This window comes from Leucobacter fengyongliangi (assembly GCF_052386045.1).
This window is the reverse complement of sequence record NZ_CM126356.1, coordinates 2,472,410-2,493,412: the sequence shown is the minus strand read 5'-3', so window position 1 is coordinate 2,493,412 and position 21,003 is coordinate 2,472,410. Positions and strand designations below refer to the sequence as shown.

At 61.8% G+C, this 21,003-nt stretch carries 22 protein-coding genes; 15 read left to right on the top strand and 7 right to left on the bottom strand.

Annotated features, from left to right (window positions below):
- Window positions 1-11 precede the first annotated feature (11 nt).
- The 9 genes from ACTNFK_RS11775 to ACTNFK_RS11735 all read left to right on the top strand — a co-directional run bounded on the left by ACTNFK_RS11775 (window position 12) and on the right by ACTNFK_RS11735 (window position 8,634).
- Window positions 12-962, top strand: a complete 951-nt coding sequence (locus tag ACTNFK_RS11775; protein WP_435936566.1) for a phosphate ABC transporter ATP-binding protein — start codon at window positions 12-14, stop codon at window positions 960-962.
- Complete coding sequence (locus ACTNFK_RS11770; protein ID WP_435936565.1) at window positions 963-1,751, top strand: lytic transglycosylase domain-containing protein; 789 nt, start codon at window positions 963-965, stop codon at window positions 1,749-1,751.
- A 317-nt stretch (window positions 1,752-2,068) separates the two neighbouring features.
- Window positions 2,069-2,305 carry a glutaredoxin-like protein NrdH gene (nrdH, locus tag ACTNFK_RS11765; RefSeq protein WP_433647373.1) on the top strand — a complete coding sequence of 79 codons (237 nt, stop codon included), beginning with the start codon at window positions 2,069-2,071 and terminating at the stop codon, window positions 2,303-2,305.
- A gap of 74 nt (window positions 2,306-2,379) precedes the next feature.
- Entirely contained in the window at window positions 2,380-2,781 is a 402-nt protein-coding gene (gene nrdI, locus ACTNFK_RS11760) for a class Ib ribonucleoside-diphosphate reductase assembly flavoprotein NrdI (protein WP_435936564.1), read from the top strand.
- Between the two features lie 35 nt (window positions 2,782-2,816).
- A complete protein-coding gene (gene nrdE / locus ACTNFK_RS11755; protein WP_435936645.1) occupies window positions 2,817-4,922 on the top strand; it encodes a class 1b ribonucleoside-diphosphate reductase subunit alpha in 2,106 nt (701 codons plus the stop codon).
- Between the two features lie 4 nt (window positions 4,923-4,926).
- Window positions 4,927-5,751, top strand: coding sequence for an NUMOD3 domain-containing DNA-binding protein (locus ACTNFK_RS11750; protein WP_435936563.1), 825 nt, complete (start codon window positions 4,927-4,929; stop codon window positions 5,749-5,751).
- Window positions 5,748-6,725: a class 1b ribonucleoside-diphosphate reductase subunit beta gene (gene nrdF / locus ACTNFK_RS11745; protein WP_435936562.1), complete on the top strand. Its 978-nt coding sequence runs from the start codon at window positions 5,748-5,750 to the stop codon at window positions 6,723-6,725. The genes ACTNFK_RS11750 and nrdF overlap by 4 nt, the downstream gene beginning before the upstream one ends.
- A gap of 363 nt (window positions 6,726-7,088) precedes the next feature.
- Entirely contained in the window at window positions 7,089-8,369 is a 1,281-nt protein-coding gene (locus ACTNFK_RS11740; RefSeq protein ID WP_435936561.1) for a tyrosine-type recombinase/integrase, read from the top strand.
- A gap of 58 nt (window positions 8,370-8,427) precedes the next feature.
- Window positions 8,428-8,634 (top strand): helix-turn-helix domain-containing protein, encoded by a 207-nt coding sequence (locus tag ACTNFK_RS11735; RefSeq protein WP_435906763.1) that lies wholly within the window; start codon window positions 8,428-8,430, stop codon window positions 8,632-8,634.
- Between the two features lie 3 nt (window positions 8,635-8,637).
- Here the strand turns inward: ACTNFK_RS11735 and dprA are convergent, their stop codons facing one another.
- Entirely contained in the window at window positions 8,638-9,621 is a 984-nt protein-coding gene (gene dprA / locus ACTNFK_RS11730; protein ID WP_435936560.1) for a DNA-processing protein DprA, read from the bottom strand.
- A gap of 191 nt (window positions 9,622-9,812) precedes the next feature.
- Here dprA and ACTNFK_RS11725 point away from each other — a divergent pair, with 191 nt between their 5' ends.
- Window positions 9,813-10,178, top strand: a complete 366-nt coding sequence (locus tag ACTNFK_RS11725; protein ID WP_435906761.1) for a sulfate permease — start codon at window positions 9,813-9,815, stop codon at window positions 10,176-10,178.
- Between the two features lie 6 nt (window positions 10,179-10,184).
- Here the strand turns inward: ACTNFK_RS11725 and ACTNFK_RS11720 are convergent, their stop codons facing one another.
- From ACTNFK_RS11720 to ACTNFK_RS11705, 4 genes are all read right to left on the bottom strand, one after another.
- Window positions 10,185-10,751, bottom strand: coding sequence for a hypothetical protein (locus ACTNFK_RS11720; protein ID WP_435906760.1), 567 nt, complete (start codon window positions 10,749-10,751; stop codon window positions 10,185-10,187).
- 21 nt (window positions 10,752-10,772) lie between these two features.
- Complete coding sequence (locus ACTNFK_RS11715; RefSeq protein ID WP_435936559.1) at window positions 10,773-11,231, bottom strand: single-stranded DNA-binding protein; 459 nt, start codon at window positions 11,229-11,231, stop codon at window positions 10,773-10,775.
- 81 nt (window positions 11,232-11,312) lie between these two features.
- Complete coding sequence (locus ACTNFK_RS11710) at window positions 11,313-13,091, bottom strand: type IV secretory system conjugative DNA transfer family protein (protein ID WP_435936558.1); 1,779 nt, start codon at window positions 13,089-13,091, stop codon at window positions 11,313-11,315.
- Complete coding sequence (locus ACTNFK_RS11705; protein ID WP_435936557.1) at window positions 13,088-13,624, bottom strand: hypothetical protein; 537 nt, start codon at window positions 13,622-13,624, stop codon at window positions 13,088-13,090. The genes ACTNFK_RS11710 and ACTNFK_RS11705 overlap by 4 nt, the downstream gene beginning before the upstream one ends.
- Window positions 13,625-13,797: 173 nt before the next feature.
- Here ACTNFK_RS11705 and cmtR point away from each other — a divergent pair, with 173 nt between their 5' ends.
- From cmtR to ACTNFK_RS11685, 4 genes are read left to right on the top strand one after another with little or no spacing between them, the layout of a single operon-like run.
- Window positions 13,798-14,184 (top strand): Cd(II)/Pb(II)-sensing metalloregulatory transcriptional regulator CmtR, encoded by a 387-nt coding sequence (gene cmtR, locus ACTNFK_RS11700; protein ID WP_435936556.1) that lies wholly within the window; start codon window positions 13,798-13,800, stop codon window positions 14,182-14,184.
- A complete protein-coding gene (locus ACTNFK_RS11695) occupies window positions 14,181-16,175 on the top strand; it encodes a heavy metal translocating P-type ATPase (protein WP_435936555.1) in 1,995 nt (664 codons plus the stop codon). The genes cmtR and ACTNFK_RS11695 overlap by 4 nt, the downstream gene beginning before the upstream one ends.
- Window positions 16,172-16,480: a hypothetical protein gene (locus ACTNFK_RS11690; RefSeq protein ID WP_158052240.1), complete on the top strand. Its 309-nt coding sequence runs from the start codon at window positions 16,172-16,174 to the stop codon at window positions 16,478-16,480. Before ACTNFK_RS11695 ends, ACTNFK_RS11690 begins: the two co-directional genes overlap by 4 nt.
- A gap of 24 nt (window positions 16,481-16,504) precedes the next feature.
- Complete coding sequence (locus ACTNFK_RS11685; RefSeq protein WP_435936644.1) at window positions 16,505-17,488, top strand: arsenic resistance protein; 984 nt, start codon at window positions 16,505-16,507, stop codon at window positions 17,486-17,488.
- 102 nt (window positions 17,489-17,590) lie between these two features.
- Here ACTNFK_RS11685 and ACTNFK_RS11680 read toward each other — a convergent pair whose 3' ends face one another.
- Window positions 17,591-19,081: a putative type IV secretion/conjugal transfer ATPase gene (locus tag ACTNFK_RS11680; protein WP_435936554.1), complete on the bottom strand. Its 1,491-nt coding sequence runs from the start codon at window positions 19,079-19,081 to the stop codon at window positions 17,591-17,593.
- Complete coding sequence (locus ACTNFK_RS11675; protein ID WP_435936553.1) at window positions 19,078-19,860, bottom strand: hypothetical protein; 783 nt, start codon at window positions 19,858-19,860, stop codon at window positions 19,078-19,080. The genes ACTNFK_RS11680 and ACTNFK_RS11675 overlap by 4 nt, the downstream gene beginning before the upstream one ends.
- Window positions 19,861-20,051: 191 nt before the next feature.
- Between ACTNFK_RS11675 and ACTNFK_RS11670 the strand changes: the two genes are divergently transcribed.
- Window positions 20,052-20,960: a class I SAM-dependent methyltransferase gene (locus ACTNFK_RS11670; RefSeq protein ID WP_435936552.1), complete on the top strand. Its 909-nt coding sequence runs from the start codon at window positions 20,052-20,054 to the stop codon at window positions 20,958-20,960.
- Window positions 20,961-21,003: the final 43 nt, after the last annotated feature.

The following is a 21,003-nucleotide window of genomic DNA, read 5'->3' as shown; positions in this document are numbered from 1 at the left end:
GAATGCCGCTGATGAATTCAGAGATCGATCGCACGCAGATCCTCCCCACCACCTCTCCCCGCCGCGCGGCTCGCGCCGAGCCGGGCGAACCCGCGGGCGACTTCCGCACCACCGTGATGCCTCCGGTGCTCCCTTCGCGGGCGAGCAGCGTTGAGGAAGTGATCCGCCCCATCACACCGAAGTCTGACCTCGCGAAGCTTGAGGCGCGCAATATCTCCGCGTGGTTTGGCGATCACAAGGTGCTCGATCGCGTCTCGCTGACCATGGAGGCCGGGGTCATTACGTCGCTGATCGGCCCCTCGGGCTGTGGCAAATCGACATTCTTGCGGATCCTGAACCGTATGCACGAACTCGTGCCCTCCGCCTCGCTCGCCGGTGAGGTGGTGCTCGACGGTGAAGACATCTACGATGCCGAGCGCAGGCTCGTCGACGCGCGTAAGCAGATCGGGATGGTGTTCCAGAAGCCCAACCCGTTCCCGGCGATGTCGATCTACGACAACGTGATCGCAGGCCTGAAGCTGACCGGCCAGAAGGCCGATCGCGACGAGAAGGATTTCCTCGTCGAATCCTCGCTCACTAAGGCCGGACTGTGGAAAGAGGTGAAGGATCGCCTCCGCGCCCCCGGAGCCGGCCTCTCGGGCGGCCAGCAGCAGCGCCTCTGCATCGCCCGATCCCTCGCCGTGATGCCGCGCGTGCTGCTCATGGACGAGCCCTGCTCGGCACTCGACCCGACATCGACCCGCGTGATCGAAGAGACCATGCTCGAGCTGCAGCACGAGGTGACCATCGTCATCGTGACACACAACATGCAGCAGGCGCAGCGCGTCTCGCAGCAGTGCGCGTTCTTCCTCGCGGCACAGGGCACCCCGGGTGCGATCGTCGAGCACGGCGACACCGACATGATGTTCAGTAGCCCCATCGACAGCCGCACGTTCGATTACGTCAACGGTCGGTTCGGGTAGGTGGCGGCTAGGCCCAGCGGGCTGCACGTCAGCGCCGCTCTGTTCGGGGCCGCCGCCCTGGTCGGCGGCTGGTTCACGTTTGGCAGCATGTTCGCTGCGGCGGGCGAGGAGGCTGCGACCTCCGCCTCTGCCGCCTCCGCGTGGGCGCCCGCAGACGCCGGCCCCGCGGTGCCGGTTCCGCCGATCGATGCGCTGCCGGTCGCGCCTTCAGAGTCATCGCGTGCGCTGCACATGGTGGATCGGGCCTGGGCGGCTCAGACATCCGCGCGCACCGGTGTCCCGGAGCGCGCCCTCACGGCCTACGCCGCCGCCGAGCTAGTGCTCGCCAGCGAGCAGCCCGCGTGCGGAGTCGGCTGGAACACGCTCGCCGGCATCGGGCAGATCGAGACCCAGCACGGCAGCTACGGCGGCGCGGTGGTGCAACCCAACGGGGACGCCCTGCCGCGCATCCTCGGCCCGGCGCTTGACGGCAACGGCTTTGCTGCGATCCACGACACCGATGCGGGGGCCTGGGACTCCGACGCGGTCTGGGATCGCGCGGTTGGGCCCATGCAGTTCATCCCTGACACCTGGCAGCGGTGGGGCGCCGACGGCAACGGCGATGGCGTGGTGGATCCCAACAACATCGACGACGCGGCGCTCGCCGCCGGTCGCTACCTGTGTGCGAGCGGATCGATGCTCGATGCCGCGGGATGGCGCGCTGCGATCTTCAGCTACAACCACCTCGACAGCTACGTGGATTCGGTCGCCCAGGCGGCCAACGAGGTTGCCGCCCGCGCGGCGGGCTGATCCACCCCCGTCATCTCGGAATCCGCCAGTGTCAGAGGTGGCGCCTACCCTGCTGTCAAGCCCGAAATCAGGGGTCAGGGCCGACACGCCGCGCGGGCCTGTGGGGAGAAATAATCTTCCGCCCGCGGGGCTGTGGATAACTCACCCCAGGTGGCGGAAAAGTGCGGAAGGTTCTCCCCAGATGAGCCGTCCGATCGGTGGAGAACGGGTGGAAAATGACATTAGTGTAACTACATCATCTTGTGGTCAAACGCGATATGATTCACTATATGTAGTGCCTCGGTCGAGGTTGAAGCAGTTTTAAGAAAGGGCGTGACATGGCAACCACCGTGTACACCAAGCCGTCGTGTGTGCAGTGCACCGCGACCTATCGTGCGCTCGACAGCCAGGGCATCGAATACGACGTCATTGACCTGTCGGAAGACCCCACGGCGCTTGAGACCGTGAAAGAACTGGGCTATCTCCAGGCACCCGTCGTGGTGACTGACGACGAGCACTGGTCGGGCTTCCGCCCCGACAAGATCTCGCAGCTCGCGTCGCGCCTCGGCGACTAGCTGCCCTGATGATCGCCCACGACTTCGGCCGTGGGCGATCCACGCACTCGGGAAGAACGCAAGGGGAGCGGAAGATGACTGATCTGGTCTACTTCTCTAGTGTGTCGGGCAATACCGACCGCTTTGTGAAGAAGCTCGGGCGGCCCGCCCAGCGCATCCCCCTGCACTCCACCGATGAGCCCCTCGTGGTGGACGAGCCGTTCGTGCTCATCCTCCCGACCTACGGCGGTGGCCCGGAAACACGGGCAGTACCCAAGCAAGTTATTCGGTTTCTCAACGACGAGCGCAACCGAATGAACCTTCGCGGGGTCATCGCAGCGGGCAACACGAACTTCGGCGACGCGTACGGCATTGCGGGCGACATCATCGCCAAGAAATGCCACGTGCCCCACCTCTATCGATTTGAACTCTTTGGCACCCCGGACGACGTGACCGCCGTCCAACATGGATTGGAACAGTTTTGGAAACAGCAGTGATCGACGCTCCGCTCGCCTCCTCGCGCGTGAGCGACATGGACTACCACTCGCTGAACGCGATGCTCAACCTGTATGACGCAGACGGCAAGATTCAGTTCGAGAAGGATCGTGAGGCCGCGCGGCAGTACTTCCTGCAGCACGTCAATCAGAACACCGTGTTCTTCCACAACTTCGAGGAGCGCGTGCGCTTCCTCCTCGACAACGACTATTACGAGCGCGCACTCATCGAGAAGTACCCGCTCGACTTCATCGAGCAGCTCACGAACGAGGCGTACGGTCTGAAGTTCCGCTTCCCGACCTTCCTCGGTGCCTTCAAGTTCTTCACCTCCTACGCGCTGAAGACGTTCGACGGCAAACGCTACCTCGAGCGCTTCGAGGATCGCGTCGTTATGGTCTCGCTCGGCCTCGCGCAGGGCGACCAGCAGCTCGCCCGCGGCATCATGCGCGAGATCATCTCGGGCCGATTCCAGCCGGCCACCCCGACGTTCCTGAACCTGGGCAAGGCGCAGCGCGGCGAGCTCGTCTCGTGCTTCCTGCTGCGCATCGAAGACAATATGGAGTCGATCTCTCGCGCGATCAACTCGTCGCTGCAGCTCTCCAAGCGCGGCGGCGGCGTGGCGCTCTCGCTCTCGAACATCCGCGAGGCGGGTGCTCCGATCAAGAAGATCGAGAACCAGTCTTCCGGTATCATCCCCGTCATGAAGCTGCTCGAAGACAGCTTCAGCTACGCGAATCAGCTCGGCGCGCGTCAGGGTGCGGGTGCCGTATACCTCTCGGCGCACCACCCCGACATCATGCGGTTTCTCGACACGAAGCGCGAGAACGCCGACGAGAAGATCCGCATCAAGACGCTGTCGCTGGGTGTCGTGGTGCCCGACATCACGTTCGAACTCGCGAAGAAGAACGAAGACATGTATCTCTTCTCGCCGTACGACGTTGAGCGCGTGTATGGCGTGCCCTTCGGCGACATCTCGATTAGCGAGAAGTACCACGAGATGGTCGACGACGCGCGCATCAAGAAGACGAAGATCAGCGCCCGCCACTTCTTCCAGACCGTGGCCGAGCTGCAGTTTGAATCGGGCTACCCGTACATCGTGTTCGAAGATACGGTGAACAAGGCGAACCCGATCAAGGGTCGCATCAACATGTCGAACCTGTGCTCCGAGATTCTGCAGGTCAACACCCCCACCACCTACCACGAAGACCTCAGCTACGACCAGATCGGCAAGGACATCTCCTGCAACCTGGGCTCGATGAACATCGCCATGATGATGGACGGCGATGACTTCGGGGCCAGCGTCGATCTCGCGATCCGCGCCCTCACCGCGGTGAGCGACATGAGCCACATCTCCTCGGTGCGCTCGATCGAAGACGGCAACGATAAGTCGCACGCCATTGGCCTCGGCCAGATGAACCTGCACGGGTACCTCGCTCGCGAGCGGATCCACTACGGCAGCGCCGAGGGCATCGATTTCACGAACATCTACTTCTACACGATCCTCTTCCACGCGCTGAAGGGCTCGAATCGGCTCGCGATCGATCGCGGGGTCGCGTTTGACGGGTTCGAGGATTCGAAGTACGCCTCGGGCGAGTTCTTCGACAAGTACACCGATCAGGCGTGGGAACCCGAGACCGAGCGCGTGCGCGAACTGTTCGCCGCATCCGGTGTCGCGATCCCGACCCAGGATGACTGGCGCGAGCTGAAAGCGAGCGTGCAGGCGCACGGCATCTACAACCAGAACCTGCAGGCGGTGCCCCCGACCGGTTCGATCTCGTACATCAACAACTCGACGAGCTCGATCCACCCGATCGCGTCGAAGATCGAGATTCGCAAGGAAGGCAAGTTGGGGCGCGTGTACTACCCGGCTCCGTTCCTCACGAACGACAACCTCGAGTACTACGAGGATGCCTACGAAATCGGCCCCGAGAAGATCATCGACACGTACGCTGCGGCGACACAGCATGTGGATCAGGGCCTTTCGTTGACGCTGTTCTTCAAAGACACCGCCACGACGCGCGATATCAACAAGGCGCAGATCTACGCGTGGCGCAAGGGCATCAAGACGATCTACTACATTCGCCTGCGTCAGCTCGCCCTCGAGGGTACGGAGCAAGAGCAGTGCGTCTCCTGCATGCTGTGACTTCATGATCGAGCACGGTGCGGAGCCTCAGCGGGTGGATCTCGGTGCACCCGTCGTCGGCAGAGTGTACGGATTTCGCTCCAAGGCTTCTGGGGAATTCCGCTATGTTGGCCAGACGATGAAGAGTGTCAAGCGGCGTCACCGAGAGCATTTACAGGTTGCGCGATCTGGGCGGAAGACTCCCTTTTACGACTGGCTGCGCGTGACCGCTTCAGACGAGTACGAGGTAGTTGTGCTCGAACCGGTGACCTGGAGTCGTGAGGCGCTCGGTGATGCAGAAATAGCATGGATCACATATCTCCGTGCCACAGGGGATCGACTGCTGAACCTATCTGCCGGTGGGCTTGGACCGACCGGAGTGGCCTGGACGGATGAACGGCGGCTGGCGCTCGCAGAGCGAAATCGATTGCGTCAGGTACCGCTTATGCAAGGCGAAGCGAATCCGATGTGGGGGAGGCGCCATTCAGAGGCGCAGAAGGCCCGCTGGTCTGCGCTCCGCAAAGGGCAGAACTCTGGGACTGAAAATCCGAACTATGGAAAGTTCGGACCTGCGCATCCGTCATTCGGTCACTCTGTTTCGGAAGCAACGCGCGCGCAACTGTCTGAACAGAAGCAGGGCGAGCGGAACCCGAACTTCGGCAAACGCGCGAGTCTGGAAACGCGCGCACGAATGTCGGCGACCCGCAGGGGTCGTCCGATGCCTTCTAGTGTGAGAAACGCACATACGAGACACCACACCAATAAGGGAGTGGTGAGCGATACTTGTCGGCACTGTGCCGAAGACGCCCAAGTCAGGGCACAGGACGCGGGAAAGAAAGGGAATCAATGAACGCGCAGGCGCTGAAGCTGGTGGATCACGTCCAGGCCATCAACTGGAACCGGATTGAGGACGAGAAGGACCTCGAGGTCTGGAACCGTCTGGTGAACAACTTCTGGCTGCCCGAGAAGGTGCCGCTCTCGAATGACGTGCAGTCGTGGGCGACGCTGACGCCCGAGGAGCAGTTGCTCACGATGCGCGTGTTCACGGGACTCACCCTGCTCGACACGATCCAGGGCACGGTCGGTGCCGTGTCGCTGATTCCTGACGCGATCACCCCTCACGAGGAGGCCGTCTACACGAACATCGCGTTCATGGAGTCGGTGCACGCGAAGAGCTACTCGTCGATCTTCTCGACGCTGTGCTCGACGCAGGAAATTGACGACGCATTCCGCTGGTCGGTCGAGAACCCGTACCTGCAGAAGAAAGCACAGATCATCACCGATTATTACCGTGGTGATGATCCGCTGAAGCGCAAGGTCGCCTCGGCGCTGCTCGAGTCGTTCCTCTTCTACTCGGGCTTCTACCTGCCGATCTACTGGTCGTCGAAGGCGAAGCTCACGAACACGGCTGACCTGATCCGCCTCATCATTCGTGACGAGGCCGTGCACGGGTACTATATCGGCTACAAGTTCCAAAAGGGTCTCGAAAAGGAGACCGAGGAACGCCGCGAGGAGCTCAAGGACTACACCTTCTCGCTCATGTACGAGCTGTACGAGAACGAGGTGCACTACACGCAGGATCTCTACGATTCCGTCGGCCTCACCGAAGACGTGAAGAAGTTCCTGCACTACAACGCGAACAAGGCGCTGATGAATCTCGGCTACGAGCCGATGTTCCCGAAGGAGATGACCGACGTTAACCCGGCGATCCTCTCGTCGCTGTCGCCGAACTCAGACGAGAATCACGACTTCTTCAGTGGATCGGGTTCTTCGTACGTGATCGGCAAGGCTGTCGCCACCGAAGACGAGGATTGGGACTTCTAAGATTTCTTCCTAGAGGCCCCGCCTAAATACCTGTTCACGCCCCTGATCCGCGAGTTTTCGCAGATCAGGGGCGTTTTCGTGTCTCCCAGTCGAAAGACAGAGGAGAACAGAAATGAACAGGAATACCCACCCGACGTGGCACGGGGATGGCACGCGCGCACCTTCCATGCGGAAGGAGGGCGAGGTAGCGACCGGAATTTGCGGTTGCTGCACCGCCCAAGCCGTGCCACTTCGTGCCACGAACGATCGAATCAACCCCCGGAGATCCGCGGAATCATGCGGATCTAGGAGGGGTGTGAGGTCGAGTGGCACGAAGTGGCACGACGGTCCGCCAGCGTCCGTTCGAGTCCATGGGAGGGCATCATGAGCAACAGCAAACGCGAGAATTGGGGGAGCCTGCGCAAGCTCCCATCGGGCCGCTGGCAAGCTCGATACCCAGGACTCGACGGAACGACCTACACGGCCAGAACCGATCAAGACCGGCCGCTCACCTTTCTCACCAAAACGGATGCACGAACCTGGCTGGCAGGGGTGCAGTCGAAGATGGCACGGGGCCTGTGGGAGCCACCGGAGGAGATCGCAGCGCGGCTGCAAGCCGAGCTGGAGATCGAACAGGCGCAGTCGTTGGGCTTCGAGGAGTATTCCAAGCGTTGGCTTGAAATAATCCGTACCGAGCCTAATCGCAGCGGTAAGAAGCGGGCGGTTGGGACGGTGCGCTCGTACCAGGGGAAGGTCACCGGCTATCTCATTCCAGAGTTCCGAAACACTCCGGTGCGTGAGATCGACGCCGCCCGCATCAAGGTGATGACGGATCGGCTTGACCAGATCCCCGCACCGCTGAATCCGAACTCGAAGTTCAACGGCATCACGAGGCCGGTGCTCATCGTGCTCATGATGATCCTTCGGCAGGCAGCACGAGACGGCATCATCCCCGCGGCGCCAAACGTGTCGGTACCGCGGCAAGAGTCGGTGAGACACGACGCAGACCACGACGCGGGTGAAGACGTTGCAAATCCCATACAGGTTGAAGCACTGTACGAGGCGGTTCCAGATCAGTGGGCTATCGCGGTGCTGCTCGCGGCATGGTGTCAGCTGCGCCGAGGTGAGTGCCTCGGCCTGCAGCGTCGTGATATCGAGTGGCATGACGACGGAAGTGCCACACTGCATGTGCGGCGCCAGCTCAACGCCAACACCGGTGGCTACACCGATCTGAAGAGTGAGGCTGGCAGGCGATCCCTCAGTATTCCGAAGCTCATGATCGGTCGGCTGCAGCAGCACTTGGAGGACTACGTTTCGTCCGACGCGAAGGCGCCGGTGCTCCCGGCCGACCGCCGGGGGAGTATCCCGCTGTCGAACACCCGGTGGGGATACATCTGGGCTGACGTGCGAGATGGAGTCGCGGGGCTGCCTCATCGCTTCAGGTTTCATGACCTGAGGCACACGGGGCTGACGATCTTCGCGCAAGAGGGGGCGACGCTCGCGGAGCTGATGCGCCGGGGCGGGCACGCTGACATCCACATCGTGCTGCGCTACCAGCACGCCACGATGAACCGAGATCGGGAGTTGGCCGACCGTATGAGTGACCGTGTCAGCTCGAGTATCGCCCGAGCGAAGAAAGAAGGTGATGGGGGAGAGGAGACCTAACCGGACAGCCGCGGACACCTGTGGAGTGACACTCATTCGCTTACAGGGAGGTAATACCATGACTGCTCGCACTCCATACGGTGCACCCGAATCCGCGTTGGTTCCGTTGGCGGTCGCGGCCGAGAATCTGGGAGTTTCGGTCAAGACCATCAGACGTCGAATCGCTGACGGTACCGTCCACGGGTATCGGGTCGGGCGCCTCATTCGCGTTGACCTCAACGAGCTTCGACAGAGTCTGGTCGTAGAGATGCCAACGGCAAGGTAGCAGCTACAGCGCTCGGCTTGTGGGTGACACAGCATGCGACGCCCCCGCTCGGATCACACTCCGCGCGGGGGCGTTTGCTTCGCCCTCTAGCATTCGTGCGATGTCGGCTCCATCGGTAATGACACGGGCGTGACCGCTTTGCAGCAGCAGGTTGGTGCCCGTGCTGGCGGCACTCGTTACCGGCCCGGGGACTGCGCCGACGAGGCGTCCAAGCTGCGCAGCCTCGGTGGCCGTGTGCAACGAACCTGACCGGGATCCTGCTTCAACGATGATTATCGCGTTCGACAGAGCGGCGAGGATGCGCGATCGGTCGATAAACCGCTGGCGAGTCGGCGCGACCGACGGTGGCACCTCGGACAGCACCAGGCCCTCTCGGGCAATGCGATCGATGAGGTCAGCGTGGCCCGCGGGGTATGGGCGATCGACGCCAGAAGCGAGCACCGCGATCGTGTTCGCATCTCGGATGAGGGCGGCACGGTGCGCGGAGGCCTCGATCCCGTACGCCGCGCCTGCGACCAGTGTTCTGCCGCCCTGAGCGATGTCTCCGCACAATTCGTCGGTGACATGCGCGCCGTATGAGGTGGCGGCGCGGGCGCCCGTGACGGTGATGCGCTGCGGGAGCGACTCAGTGAGCAATTCCGTGCGTCCCTTTGCCCAGAGCGTGTACGGGGCACGAGGGCCGAGATCGTTGAGGGACGTTGGCCAGTCGGGGTCGCTGGGAACGATCACACGGACCTTGCTGGATTCAACCATGCGCTCGGCAAGGCGATCCGGGGCGGCAACTGAAAGGAGCCGATCGCGCCACACCGCAGCCTCAACGGGATCCATGCCCGGGACCGTGCCGTCCCCCTCGGCGATTGAGATCAGCTCTGCTGCGCCTACCTCGGTGAGTAGTTTTCCCGTGGCGACGTCAGCGGGGGTGCCGATAATCGATAGCAATACGCGGGCGGATCGATCATCCCTAGCAAGAGCGGTGAGCGCGGGCATGGTGGCCTCCTTCGAGAGTGACTTCTTCTAGAAGGTGCGCCTCATCTGACCCTTTCGCATCTGCAAAAGCGGGCGTACATTGGAAGGTGAGGCACGTCCACAAATAGCAGGCCCTTCGGGGCGGCCCTCACGGGAACTCGATCATATGTTGCCTCCTCTTCGGAGAAATATGTACATCGGGAGTCCCCGTCATGATTCGCTCAATCTGGATCTTGAGTATCTACGTTCGCTCGTTCATGCAGCACAGCATGCCGACCAACATCCTCATCGCTTTCATTCGGCAGCGTCGTGGGCTGAAGTGGGGTGTGCCAGCGATGTTGCTTGCCGTGCCCTACGCGCTGGCTGCCGTGTGGTGTTTAGATCTGATCGATCACGGCGGGCCGGGGTGGTTACACCTCGTGATCTTGATCTGTATCTGGAACGCGATAAAGTTCATCGTCATGGGCCCGGTCAGCGTGGTGCTGTTGTTGCGTTGGAAGCATTTTGAGGCAGTCGTCCGCAGAGAGGTAGCCATACACGAGTCACCGGCTGAGCCCAACACTTTGCTCAGCCGGTGACGGCGATTAGTTGGGCACTTCTCCCGTGTGATCGTCGATGCTCGCGTAAAAGGCATCTTCGGCGGCTTCGCGTACTTGAACCTGGTCGACGACGAATTGCACGAAGTCGGCATCGCGGTCAGTGATGACCTGCTCGACGGTTTCGACCGTGTGATCCTCACCGGGCCAGATTGTCAGCCGTGTGGGCCGGTCTCGGTCGAGACGGGTGCCGCTTGCGGACACCCAGTCGCGCAGCCGCTGTCGCGCGTCAGCGAAGTCTCGATGCCAGCCCAATGGGGCAGAGCCGTCTTGGTTCGCGTCATAGGCGCAGAGCCAGTGCAGATGGAGCGCAGACAGCTCCCAGAGCAGCTCGGGGTGTCGGTGCCAGAGCGGTGGGATCACTGACGCTGGGAGCCCGTACTCCAGTCGGAGCCAGTCCACCCAGCGATTGAGTTCAAGCAGCTCTTGTTCGAGGTCGTGCGAGGTGAGCAGGTTCCAATTGACTGGGTGTGGCGGTTCAGCCACCAGATTGCCATCGCCCCACGGTGTGTGAGGAAGGTCATCGCTTTCATCAAGGTTCTCCTGAGCGTTCATGAGTCGATCCCCATTCGTGCGTTAGAGGCCGAGCGCCGGTGAGCTGAATACTGTTCGCTGTGCGGGGGATTCAAACGCTCGACTCTGCTCCCGCGCGGGAGCCTCTTGGCCTGCAACTTTGCGAGGTGAGCGATCCACGTCGTACCGGGTGCGAACGACATCATGACCGATGCGCTTCGCCACGAACTCTTCCCCCTCAACGGGCTGTCCATCTCGTTCGAAGCTCACCGGCTGTTGGTAACCCTCGGCGATGAAGTTGTCGCCTTTTGTGAACCGTTCATTTGCCAGTTCCGCTGAGCGCCCAAACATGACGAGACGATGGAAGCTCGTCTCGAGCTGTGTGAAGCTGCCGTCCTCTTCGCGACGAAAGTGCTCCTGCCCAAAGCGGAAATAGAGACGCTGGTTTCCGTTTGCCGAGGTCGTCAGCTTGGGGTCCGTGGCGACAAAGCCTGAGACGGATTCTTGCGTGTGGATCGACATGTTCTCTTCCTGTCTGCTCGGGTGACCGGCTTTGTTCGGTCACTGCAACAGGAAGGTGCGCGTGGATTCCCGCGCGTATCGCTACGTTGCGGGGCGTTCCAGCAATGCCTCAACCGCCGTGCGATCGGCTTTGAGCTGCGGGCTGTCGGGACGCTTCGGCCATGGATGCAGGTCGGTGATGATCGGCGGTGCCGATCGCAGCAGGATGACCCCAGTGCCAAATGGCAGGGTACGGATGCGGTCGGGTGGCAAGATCGGGACGCGGCGAATGGAGCGCTGGTTCGAGCGCGAACCGTAGTCACCCAACGTGATCGAGTCAGTGAACTCGTCTCGTTCTCCGATCAGCGTGGAGAGGTCTTGGAGGTCGCGTGAGTTGGATGCGCCGCCGAGGATGATCTTTGCGATGCTGGCATCCCAGATGGCCGCCGCTTGATTCTCGGACCACTTGTCTCGCGCTTGGGCGAGTGACTGGAGCACGGGCATCGTGGTGATCCCTGTGCCGCCGCCCTCTGCCATGAGCGTCGGGAGCGAGGGGAGCGGCGCAAGATTTCCAATCTCATCGAGGGCGAGTAATAGCGGCGGATCAAGCCGGGCACCCGGTGATCGTGCTGCCATGCGGCGCGCCGTCTCGACGAGGTCTTCAACGAATGCCGCAACGAGAGCTGAGCTGTTTCCTGCACCCGCCCCGGTCGCCAGCAAATAGAGTGTTCCGCGACTGCGGATGAATGTTTCGGGGTCGAAGTGTTCGCCGTCGGACGGGCTGACGGCATCGAGAACCCTCGGGTCGGCGAGTGCAGATAGCGCAAGCGACACGCCTTGCCAGATGCTGTCGCGTGTGCGCGGATCGGCATCGAGCATTGCCTCCAACGACTCTGCCCAACCTGTTGCCGCGCGTGACGACCCGATCAAGATGGCGACCGCTTCTGCCGCCGCCGCGGGGTCGAGCGTCCAGCGGAAGAGTTCTGTCGGGCTTCGGTGGTCGAGGGCTGCAGCGTGCAGAAGCGCATGCAACGCAATGCGCGTCTTTCCTTCCCAAAAACCTCCGCCTTCGACGCCACCTGAAGACAACTCGGTGGCCGCGGCAAGGCCGGTTGCGCGGATCATCGCGGTGAGCGGATCCTCGCACCCGCGTATAGGCGACCAGCGCAGCCCAGCAGGGATGCCTTCGGCAAGGCGTTGTGGATCGAAGACGGCAACCGGCCCGAACCGCTCACGTGCCCTGAGCGTTGCGGTGAGATTGTCGGGCCTCGTCGACGTCGTTACGACTGCACCGGGTGCGTCAAGGATTGCCGGAATGACGATGTGGAGACCTTTACCTGAGCGCGGTGGACCGATCAGCAGGATCGAGTCTTCGACGCTGGCCCAAATCTGCTTGCCACGTGACCGGCCCAGCAAGTAACCCACGTCCTCAGGCATTGGCTTCTCCAGCGAAGGACGAAGCGTTGCGGCCCGGTGCAAGAGCGACTTCGCGGACGCATTGGTTACGACTTCGTGGCTCGTGGCAGTGCCCGCGAGCTTGTGCGGATCGGCATCCGAGGCTCGAGAATAGCGACGCCACCTCATCCAGGTCCAGCCGATCGCGCCACCAAGTCCGAAAAGCAACGTCAGAGCCACGGCCCAGTAGATGATCGCATTGAGCGCAGGTGCTTGGAGCGCTGCCGCCGGGTCCAACGGATCAAAGAGAACGTTGACACCACCGGCAATTCCGACATCTGGTTGCGTTGCCCCAGTGAGGAAGGCAGCAATCGAACCTGCTGCTCGCAGGACCACGGCAACACCAAAGACAGTGACAAGGGCAATCATCAAGGCGTTGGTCAGCTCATCACCGAGCCCACGACCCTGCGTGTGTGGAGCACTCATGACGGCAACTGCTCTGAAACGATCACGCCCGAAACGCGTCCGATGAGCATGACTTCTGAACAGTGATTGACCAACTGGCCTAGGTCGACGAGGCCACGAGCGGTCCCGTCAGCAGACCCTTCGGCGCTGGATACAGCCAGCGCGACGGTGATGTCTTCGCCAGGAATGAACCCAGACCCGGTGATCTCGAACAGCTGATGCGTCGGACGGTGTCGCGCTCGCCGGATCGTACTGGGTGGAGCTGTCACTGTCGTGACGCGCTCGCTTCGTGCCGCATGGATGATGTCGGTGAAGACCGAGCCGTCGAACTCGTGCACTTCAACTCGGACGGTGCACGTTCGGTGGGTAGAAACTGCGTCGAGCAGAGCACCAAACCGCGCTCTGCTCCAAGGGGAGTCTGGCGTCGGAGGTGGGAAGTCCCGCCCGTCGTAGCTGACGTCCATGGTGCCGCGCTCATTGACTGTGACGACGGCGAGCGGAAGGTTGACGTGTGATTCGGGTGGTGTTTCGGCAGGGTTGTTGCGATTGCTCATGCCACTGAGGTGCGCGCGCGTGCCTGTCCGAATAGGTTGCCAAAGACGTTGACCGAATGCTCAGCGGTGGTAACGACCCACCCACGCTTGGTCCGACCCGCTTCAGCCTGAATAATCTGCATTCAACTGGTAACTATTTGCTGACTGGTCATCAAGAACTGTATAGTCAGTGCATGCTGACTATTTCTTCTCGTGTTGATGTGATGAACCGATTGGGTCGGGCGATGGCTGATTCGACGAGGTCGAGGATTCTGTTGACGTTGCTTTCGGGGCCTGGGTACCCAGCAGAGCTGGCTCGGGAGTTGGAACTGACACGCACGAACGTGTCGAACCATCTCGCCTGCCTCCGCGGGTGCGGAATCGTGGCCGCTGAGCCCGAGGGACGCAAAACCCGCTACGAGCTTGCCGACCCCCACCTGGCGGCGGCGCTGACGGCGCTGGTGGATGTGACTCTCGCCGTCGATGAAAACGTGCCGTGCATCGATCCGACTTGCACTGTGTCCGGTTGCTGCGCCACCGCCGACAACTCCGACGCTACTGGCGTGCGAGCAGCCAAGTGAGCGCGTCGTGTTGCGAGGTGCCCAACACTTCAGGAGCGGAGCATGAGGATGCAGATCGCCCATGGTGGCGTGATCCAGCGATTCTGATTCCACTGGCTTCCGGGGTGTTCTTCCTCGGGGGCCTCGTCCTCGAGTGGACGGCGGGGGAGAACCCAGTCGCTGAAATGGTGGCGTTGGTGTTGCTCTGGGTCGGACTGTTGCTGGGGGCGTACACGTTCGTGCCCGGTGCGGTGCGAGGACTATTCACAAAAGGCAAGATCGGGATCGCGTTACTGATGACGATCAGTGCCGTTGGGGCGGTGATTCTCGGTTATGTCGGGGAGGCCGCGGCGCTGGCATTCCTGTACTCCATTGCCGAAGCTCTCGAAGACAAAGCGATGGATCGGGCGCGCACCGGCCTCCGTTCCTTGCTCAAGCTCGTTCCCGAAACTGCGACCATCCTTCGCGATGGCACCCCGGTTGAGGTGCCCGCACGCGAAATCCGGACCGGTGACGTGCTTCGGGTGCGGCCCGGTGAACGCATCGCCACCGACGGCACTGTCGCACAAGGAGCGAGCAGGCTGGATACCTCGGCGATCACCGGGGAGTCCATCCCCGTCGAGGTTGCCCTCGGTGATCGGGTCGCGGCGGGGTCTATCAACACATCCGGGTCATTGGAAGTCACCGCCACCGCGGATGGCACCGACAACTCGCTGACCACCCTCGTTGATCTTGTCGAACAGGCGCAACAGGATCGAGGCCAACGTGCCCGCCTTGCCGACCGTATCGCGCGCCCACTGGTGCCCGGGGTGATCATCCTCGCGGTGCTCGTCGGGACGATTGGTTCGCTGCTCGGAGACCCGGAAACCTGGATTATTCGCGCTTTGGTCGTGCTTGTCGCGGCCTCCCCGTGTGCGCTTGCAATCGCCGTGCCGGTAACCGTGGTTTCCGCTATTGGGGCCGCCAGCCGCTTTGGGGTGATCATCAAGAGCGGGGCTGCGTTCGAACGTCTCGGCACGTTACGCGGTCTCGCCGTTGATAAGACCGGCACCCTCACGCGTAATCAGCCTGCCGTTACCTCGGTCGAGGCCACCGCCGGTGTTTCCCGCGAACAGGTGCTCGCCTGGGCGGCAGCCATCGAACTGCACAGCACACACCCACTCGCAGCAGCCATCACCGCAGCAGCCCCACATACGCTCGCTGCAACTGAGGTGATCGAGCAGCCTGGTCACGGCGTCACAGGCCGTATCGATGGCCACGAAATCACCGTGGGTAGTCCGCGCTGGATCACTCCGACGGGAGACTTCGCAGACCAGGTCGCGACGATGGAATCAGATGGACAGACCTGCGTCATGGTCACCCGTGATGGTCAGATTGTCGGCGCAATTGGTGTCCGCGACGAACTCCGACCTGAAGCCGCCGAAGCTATCACAGCACTCCGTGAGCAGGGGGTGGAGGTGATGATGCTCACGGGCGACAACTCCCGCACTGCGAACGTTCTCGCGAAGCTCGCTGGGATCACTGACGTGCGCGCGGAACTACGCCCCGAAGATAAAGCCCGTGAAATCACCGACTTGGTGAGGCAGCAGCCGACAGGCATGATTGGTGACGGCATCAATGATGCCCCCGCGCTGGCCTCGGCCACCGTCGGCATCGCAATGGGCGCAACCGGGTCGGATGCAGCCATAGAGTCTGCCGACATTGCGTTCACTGGTCATGATCTTCGTCTCATCCCACAAGCGCTGCTTCATGCGCGTCGCGGGCGAAACATCATTAACCAGAACATCGTTCTATCTTTGGCGATCATCGTCGTGCTGTTGCCATTGGCGATCACCGGTGTACTCGGTCTTGCCGCTGTCGTCCTGGTGCACGAGGTCGCCGAAGTGTTTGTCATTGCCAACGGGTTACGCGCTGCCCGCACCCGACAACCGCGCCTATACCCGATCACGTCAGAGCAGAATCACGATGTAAATACCACACCCAAAATGAAGAACGAAAGAGTGGACGCATGAAGGTTCAGGTATTACATATCGAAGAATGCCCCAGCTGGGAGGAGGCCGGGGCACGGGCCAGACAAGCACTCGACGGTGCAGGCCTGGCGGATGTGGCTGTTGAGTTCGTCCTTATCCGCACGCCAACCGAAGCAGCGATTACTGCGTTCGCTGGCTCACCAACTATCGTCGTCGACGGTGAAGACCTGTTCCCATCCGACGGACAGACCACTTCGCTCGCCTGCCGGGTTTATTTCACTGAACACGGCCTTGCCGGAACGCCCACCCGAACACAAATCGAGCGAGCACTCCAGAATCACCTGTAACTGACATAGAGGAGAATGAGAGCCATGAGAGCCGGGGTCGAGTGGATGGAGCGATTCCAGGTGCGGCTCTACTTGGTGGCCCTCCTTGTTGGACTTCTCGTCGGGCTCCTGCTCCCTGTGGTCGCGTATCCGGCCGAGGCCGCGATCAACCCCGTGCTTGGACTCCTGCTGTATGCGACGTTCCTCGGGGTGCCGTTCCGACAGATCGGGCAGGCGTTCCGAGACTGGCGATTTCTCACCACCGTGCTTGTCGTGAACTTCATCTTCGCGCCAGTGGTGGTGTGGAGCCTGTCGCGTATCGTCGCACACGACCAGGTGCTGCTAGTCGGGGTGTTGTTCGTGTTGCTGACGCCGTGCGTGGACTATGTGATTGTATTCACCGGGATCGCGGGCGGCGCAAAAGATCGTCTCCTCGCCGCAGCTCCGCTGCTCATGCTCGCCCAGATGCTGCTACTCCCGCTCTATCTCTGGGTCTTCGTCGGAGCTGAGTTCGTCGCTGCCGTCGATCTCGCCCCTTTTCTCGAAGCGTTCCTGCTGCTCATCGTCCTGCCCCTGGCCGCGGCTGTGCTCACCCAGCTCGCGGCTGCGCGCACCCGGTGGGGCAGGGCGCTAGAAACAGTGGTGCTGGGGGCGATGGTGCCGCTGATGATGCTCACGCTCGCGATCGTCGTCGCCTCCCAGATCGGCGGCGTGAGTGCCCAACTCGACTCGCTGCTGCTCGCGATCCCCGTCTACGTCCTCTTCGCCGCGATCATGGTGCCGATCGGCGCAGTCGCTGGAAAAGTTGCGAGACTCGACATTCCTGGTCAGCGCGCGGTCGTATTCAGTGGCGCGACGCGCAACTCGCTCGTCGTGCTCCCGCTCGTGCTCGCGCTGCCCGCAGCGTTCGCACTCGCCCCGCTTGTCGTGGTCACCCAGACACTGGTCGAACTGATCGTTATGGTGATCTTCGTCCGCCTCATCCCACGCTTCCTGACGCTCCGAGTCGGACGGCAAGAAGCTCTGTAGCAATAGGGTGGCGGTAGGAGTTCCACGAACGTCAACCCACAACCGCCCGAGAAGATGGTGAGGGTTAAATCTCCTGCCAGTACCGTTAACTCACGTGGACTTCTAGCTTTTGCCAGTCATCCTGGTGGTGGTATCGAAGAGTTCCAGTTCCCCGGGATGCAGTTGGTGCTGGCATACGAAGGAACGGTCCTTGATGCGCCAAAGTCCTTGGCCCACACCGAGCCCGGGCAGGAGCTTCTGCTCGGTGCCGGTGAGTCCAAGTGCTTTCGCCGTGGCTCCGAGCTGGTCGGACTCCTGGCGGTAGATGATCCGCGTTTCGGCGTTCGCGAGCAGGCTATTGGCTAGAGCTCGCATTGCGGATCCTTGATCTCCGACGTTCTCCAGATCGGTCAGCTTATGGAAAATGAGCATGTTCGCGATTCCGTAGTGCCTCGCCAGCCGCCAGTGAGCATCCATGCGTCGCAGCAACGCCGGATGAGACATGAGACGCCATGCTTCGTCATAGATACACCAGCGCTGGCCGCCGTTCGGGTCGAGCAGCGCCGACTCCATCCAGGCCGACGAGCACGTCATGAGCACCGACATCAGCGTCGAGTTCTCCGTCACCCGTGACAGGTCAAGCGAAATCATCGGCAGTGTCGGATCGAACGTTACTGTCGACGGGCCGTCGAAGAGCCCAGCGAGGTCGCCAGAGACCAACCGCCGCAGCGCATGCCCCACGAGACGTCCGTCCTCGGCGAGACGCCCATCGAGATCCGCCTCAGATGTCGGGGCAAGGATGTGATCGACGATCATGGGAAGGATCGGAACATCGTTGCTGCGCACGACCTCAGTCAGCGCGGTATCGATCGACGTGTGTTCCAGCGGAGTGAGCGGTCGCGTCAGAACTGTCTCCGCGAGTGCGCCGATGAGATCGCGCCGTCGTGCTGAGACGGTGGATGCCCAGCTCTCCTCACTCATTCCTGCAGGCCGATAGCCCTCGTCGAGAGGATTCAACCGGGCAGCGAGTCCATGTCCGAGCACGATTGCTTTGCCGCCTACGGCTTCGGCTACCGCGGTGTGCTCACCCTTCGGGTCGCCAGGAACGTAGACGCGACGGCCGAACGGGAGTGACCGGGTATAGAGGCTCTTTGCCAAGCTGGACTTGCCGGAGCCGACGATTCCTGCGAGCACGAGGTTCGGGGCAGTGATCAGGCCGCGCGCGTAGAGCACCCACGGGTCGTAGACGAAGGATCCGCCGGAGTACAGATCCTGACCAACGAAAACACCGTCAGGCCCGAGGCCGCCTTCGGCCAGGAATGGATAGGCACCAGCGAGGGTCGCCGAAGTGTCTTGATGCCGCGGCAGGCGAAGTTTTCCGGGCGAACGCAGCTGGGCAGGTCCTGGCTCTCCAGCTGCCGGGAGGTACGTGGTCGCCCGGCGCTCTGCCAATTCGGCGGCGTACTTTGTGCGAGCCGCCTGATGCTCCGTCTTCTTCTGCTCAGCGCGCAAAATCGCGGCAGCCTGACTGCGCTGCTTACGCACGCGTCGCTTTTCAGATGCTGGAGCGACGAGGACCGACGTGTGCAGGCGTTCGGCATCATCGTGGCTCATAGTCCGAGGCCCCTTTGCTGCTTGATCGCCGTGATGCTGGCGGGCTCGAACCATGACGTTTGCTGTTGCTCACGCGTCGGTCTCGATGCCGACGGGGCACCAAGGGTCCGTTTGTCATCGGGTAGCCGGTCAGCAGGTGCAACACCATGGAGTCGGTACAGGGCGACGTGCTCGAAGCTGTGGCTGTAAGCGAGATGGTAGTCGCCATCTCGTACCTCACGCTCAAGTGGGCCGCTCGGTGGAACGTCGTAAACGTATCCGTTCTCCATTGCTGCGCTTGTGGTTTCGTCACCGAAGTCCCAGGATTTCAGATGGTCGAGCCCGGCAACAGCGCCGTCTCTGTCGATCATGTCGAGAACTTCATCTGCCTCTGGGCCTTGCAGGAAGACGACACTGATCCATCGAGCAGCCTGGGGTACGTTTGCGGCTGGATCGTCGCGCCAAGCAACGCGGCTCGTAGCCGCTGCCGCTGCGTCGAGTCGCTCTTCTGCCTGGTCGATCAGAGTTGCGGCCTGGTGGAGTTCGTCGGCGGCCACAAGAGCGTCCTTCGAACCGATGGCTTGGTCGCCGTGGTCATCAAGCGCGCGAGGACGATTCTCGGCATGCGCGGTAGCGAGCTGATCGAGTACCTGTTTGAGTGATCGCACGCCTGACAGCAGGTCGCCGAGCACCCCGTACAGATCCTGCGGATTCTCGAACGAGCGTGTGGCGTGCGCGAGCCCGCGCAATGCCTCGGATGCTTCACCGGCATCAGCGCCGGGATCATAGAACGTGGGCATGGTGACCTCCCAACAATCGAAGTAAGAACTTGAACATTGGAAAGGTGCGCTCGGAGATTCTCAAGTGGAGGTCGGACGGATCTCGGCTGAACCCCAATCACTCTGACCGCAGTCCGATACGAAATGTCAGTGGTCGCGTCGATACTTGGTGAGCACGGACTTCGAGGGCCGTGTGAGACGAGGAGATGACCGTGATCACGAAAACCGACCTGAGCTGGTGGCTAAACCTTGAAGCCGAACTCGATTGGCAGTTTGCCACGACGTATGCGGCTGGGGCGCCGCATGAGTACGTCGTAGCAGGCAAGACCCCTGGGCTGAGCGATGATGACGTTGCTCGGGCAGCCCATGTCATCCGGACATATGGCGAGCCGATGAAGTTCTACAAGGACACTCGCATCTACTTGGTGACACCCATGGGGTGGAAGCACTGGGACATGCAGGGCAGCACCATCGACGACGACACCGTGACACTCATCAACCGTGGCCGCGTGGAGCACGTCTACGGCATCCAGAACATGCCTCGAACTACCTCTGAAATAACGTCCGGTTACGATGGCTTGGCCACCAGATGGGATCGAGCTCACGGGATGACCGAGAGTGAAAAACAGGCAACCGCGAGTCTCGTCCACGCAACGTTCGGCGAGAAGTTGTGGCGCACGCTCGATGTAGGGTGCGGAACCGGACTCCCGCTCGACCTGGGGCTCGTGGAGCCGGTGCGCTACGTCGGCATCGACCCGTCCAACGCGATGCTTAACGCCCTCGTTATGAAGCATCCCGTCCTCGCGGGCGTTCATCCTATGACCTACGCGGAGGCTGAGCGGCGACGCGTTCTGTGTGGAAGCAGGTACGACACTGTTCTCGTTCTCGGCGGCTCTGCCTCGCATCTCGCGCCTGAAGAGATCGAGCAGCTTCGCTCTAGAGCGAAGCGTGACGTACTGCTCATGCACTACGCGCCCGATACTTCACAGAAGGACGTGGACCTCGATTCGCATCTCGCTGGAGACTCGCTACACGCAGCCACAGCATCGGCGACATCGCAGATTCGTATCGGGCGATACATCGCCTCTATCCTGCCCGGCACGGCTACAGTCTCGGCGTGAGAGCGCACCGGCTCAGTAGACTGGGGCCGATCGAGAGAACAAC

What these genes read in the sequence shown, in the direction of transcription:
- ACTNFK_RS11775 (WP_435936566.1), top strand. Translation starts at nt 12, where the DNA reads ATGAATTCAGAGATCGATCGCACGCAGATCCTCCCCACCACCTCTCCC.
- nrdH (WP_433647373.1), top strand. Translation starts at nt 2,069, where the DNA reads ATGGCAACCACCGTGTACACCAAGCCGTCGTGTGTGCAGTGCACCGCG.
- nrdI (WP_435936564.1), top strand. Translation starts at nt 2,380, where the DNA reads ATGACTGATCTGGTCTACTTCTCTAGTGTGTCGGGCAATACCGACCGC.
- nrdE (WP_435936645.1), top strand. Translation starts at nt 2,817, where the DNA reads ATGGACTACCACTCGCTGAACGCGATGCTCAACCTGTATGACGCAGAC.
- ACTNFK_RS11750 (WP_435936563.1), top strand. Translation starts at nt 4,927, where the DNA reads ATGATCGAGCACGGTGCGGAGCCTCAGCGGGTGGATCTCGGTGCACCC.
- nrdF (WP_435936562.1), top strand. Translation starts at nt 5,748, where the DNA reads ATGAACGCGCAGGCGCTGAAGCTGGTGGATCACGTCCAGGCCATCAAC.
- ACTNFK_RS11740 (WP_435936561.1), top strand. Translation starts at nt 7,089, where the DNA reads ATGAGCAACAGCAAACGCGAGAATTGGGGGAGCCTGCGCAAGCTCCCA.
- ACTNFK_RS11735 (WP_435906763.1), top strand. Translation starts at nt 8,428, where the DNA reads ATGACTGCTCGCACTCCATACGGTGCACCCGAATCCGCGTTGGTTCCG.
- dprA (WP_435936560.1), bottom strand. Translation starts at nt 9,621, where the DNA reads ATGCCCGCGCTCACCGCTCTTGCTAGGGATGATCGATCCGCCCGCGTA.
- ACTNFK_RS11725 (WP_435906761.1), top strand. Translation starts at nt 9,813, where the DNA reads ATGATTCGCTCAATCTGGATCTTGAGTATCTACGTTCGCTCGTTCATG.
- ACTNFK_RS11720 (WP_435906760.1), bottom strand. Translation starts at nt 10,751, where the DNA reads ATGAACGCTCAGGAGAACCTTGATGAAAGCGATGACCTTCCTCACACA.
- ACTNFK_RS11715 (WP_435936559.1), bottom strand. Translation starts at nt 11,231, where the DNA reads ATGTCGATCCACACGCAAGAATCCGTCTCAGGCTTTGTCGCCACGGAC.
- ACTNFK_RS11710 (WP_435936558.1), bottom strand. Translation starts at nt 13,091, where the DNA reads ATGAGTGCTCCACACACGCAGGGTCGTGGGCTCGGTGATGAGCTGACC.
- ACTNFK_RS11705 (WP_435936557.1), bottom strand. Translation starts at nt 13,624, where the DNA reads ATGAGCAATCGCAACAACCCTGCCGAAACACCACCCGAATCACACGTC.
- cmtR (WP_435936556.1), top strand. Translation starts at nt 13,798, where the DNA reads ATGCTGACTATTTCTTCTCGTGTTGATGTGATGAACCGATTGGGTCGG.
- ACTNFK_RS11690 (WP_158052240.1), top strand. Translation starts at nt 16,172, where the DNA reads ATGAAGGTTCAGGTATTACATATCGAAGAATGCCCCAGCTGGGAGGAG.
- ACTNFK_RS11685 (WP_435936644.1), top strand. Translation starts at nt 16,505, where the DNA reads ATGAGAGCCGGGGTCGAGTGGATGGAGCGATTCCAGGTGCGGCTCTAC.
- ACTNFK_RS11680 (WP_435936554.1), bottom strand. Translation starts at nt 19,081, where the DNA reads ATGAGCCACGATGATGCCGAACGCCTGCACACGTCGGTCCTCGTCGCT.
- ACTNFK_RS11675 (WP_435936553.1), bottom strand. Translation starts at nt 19,860, where the DNA reads ATGCCCACGTTCTATGATCCCGGCGCTGATGCCGGTGAAGCATCCGAG.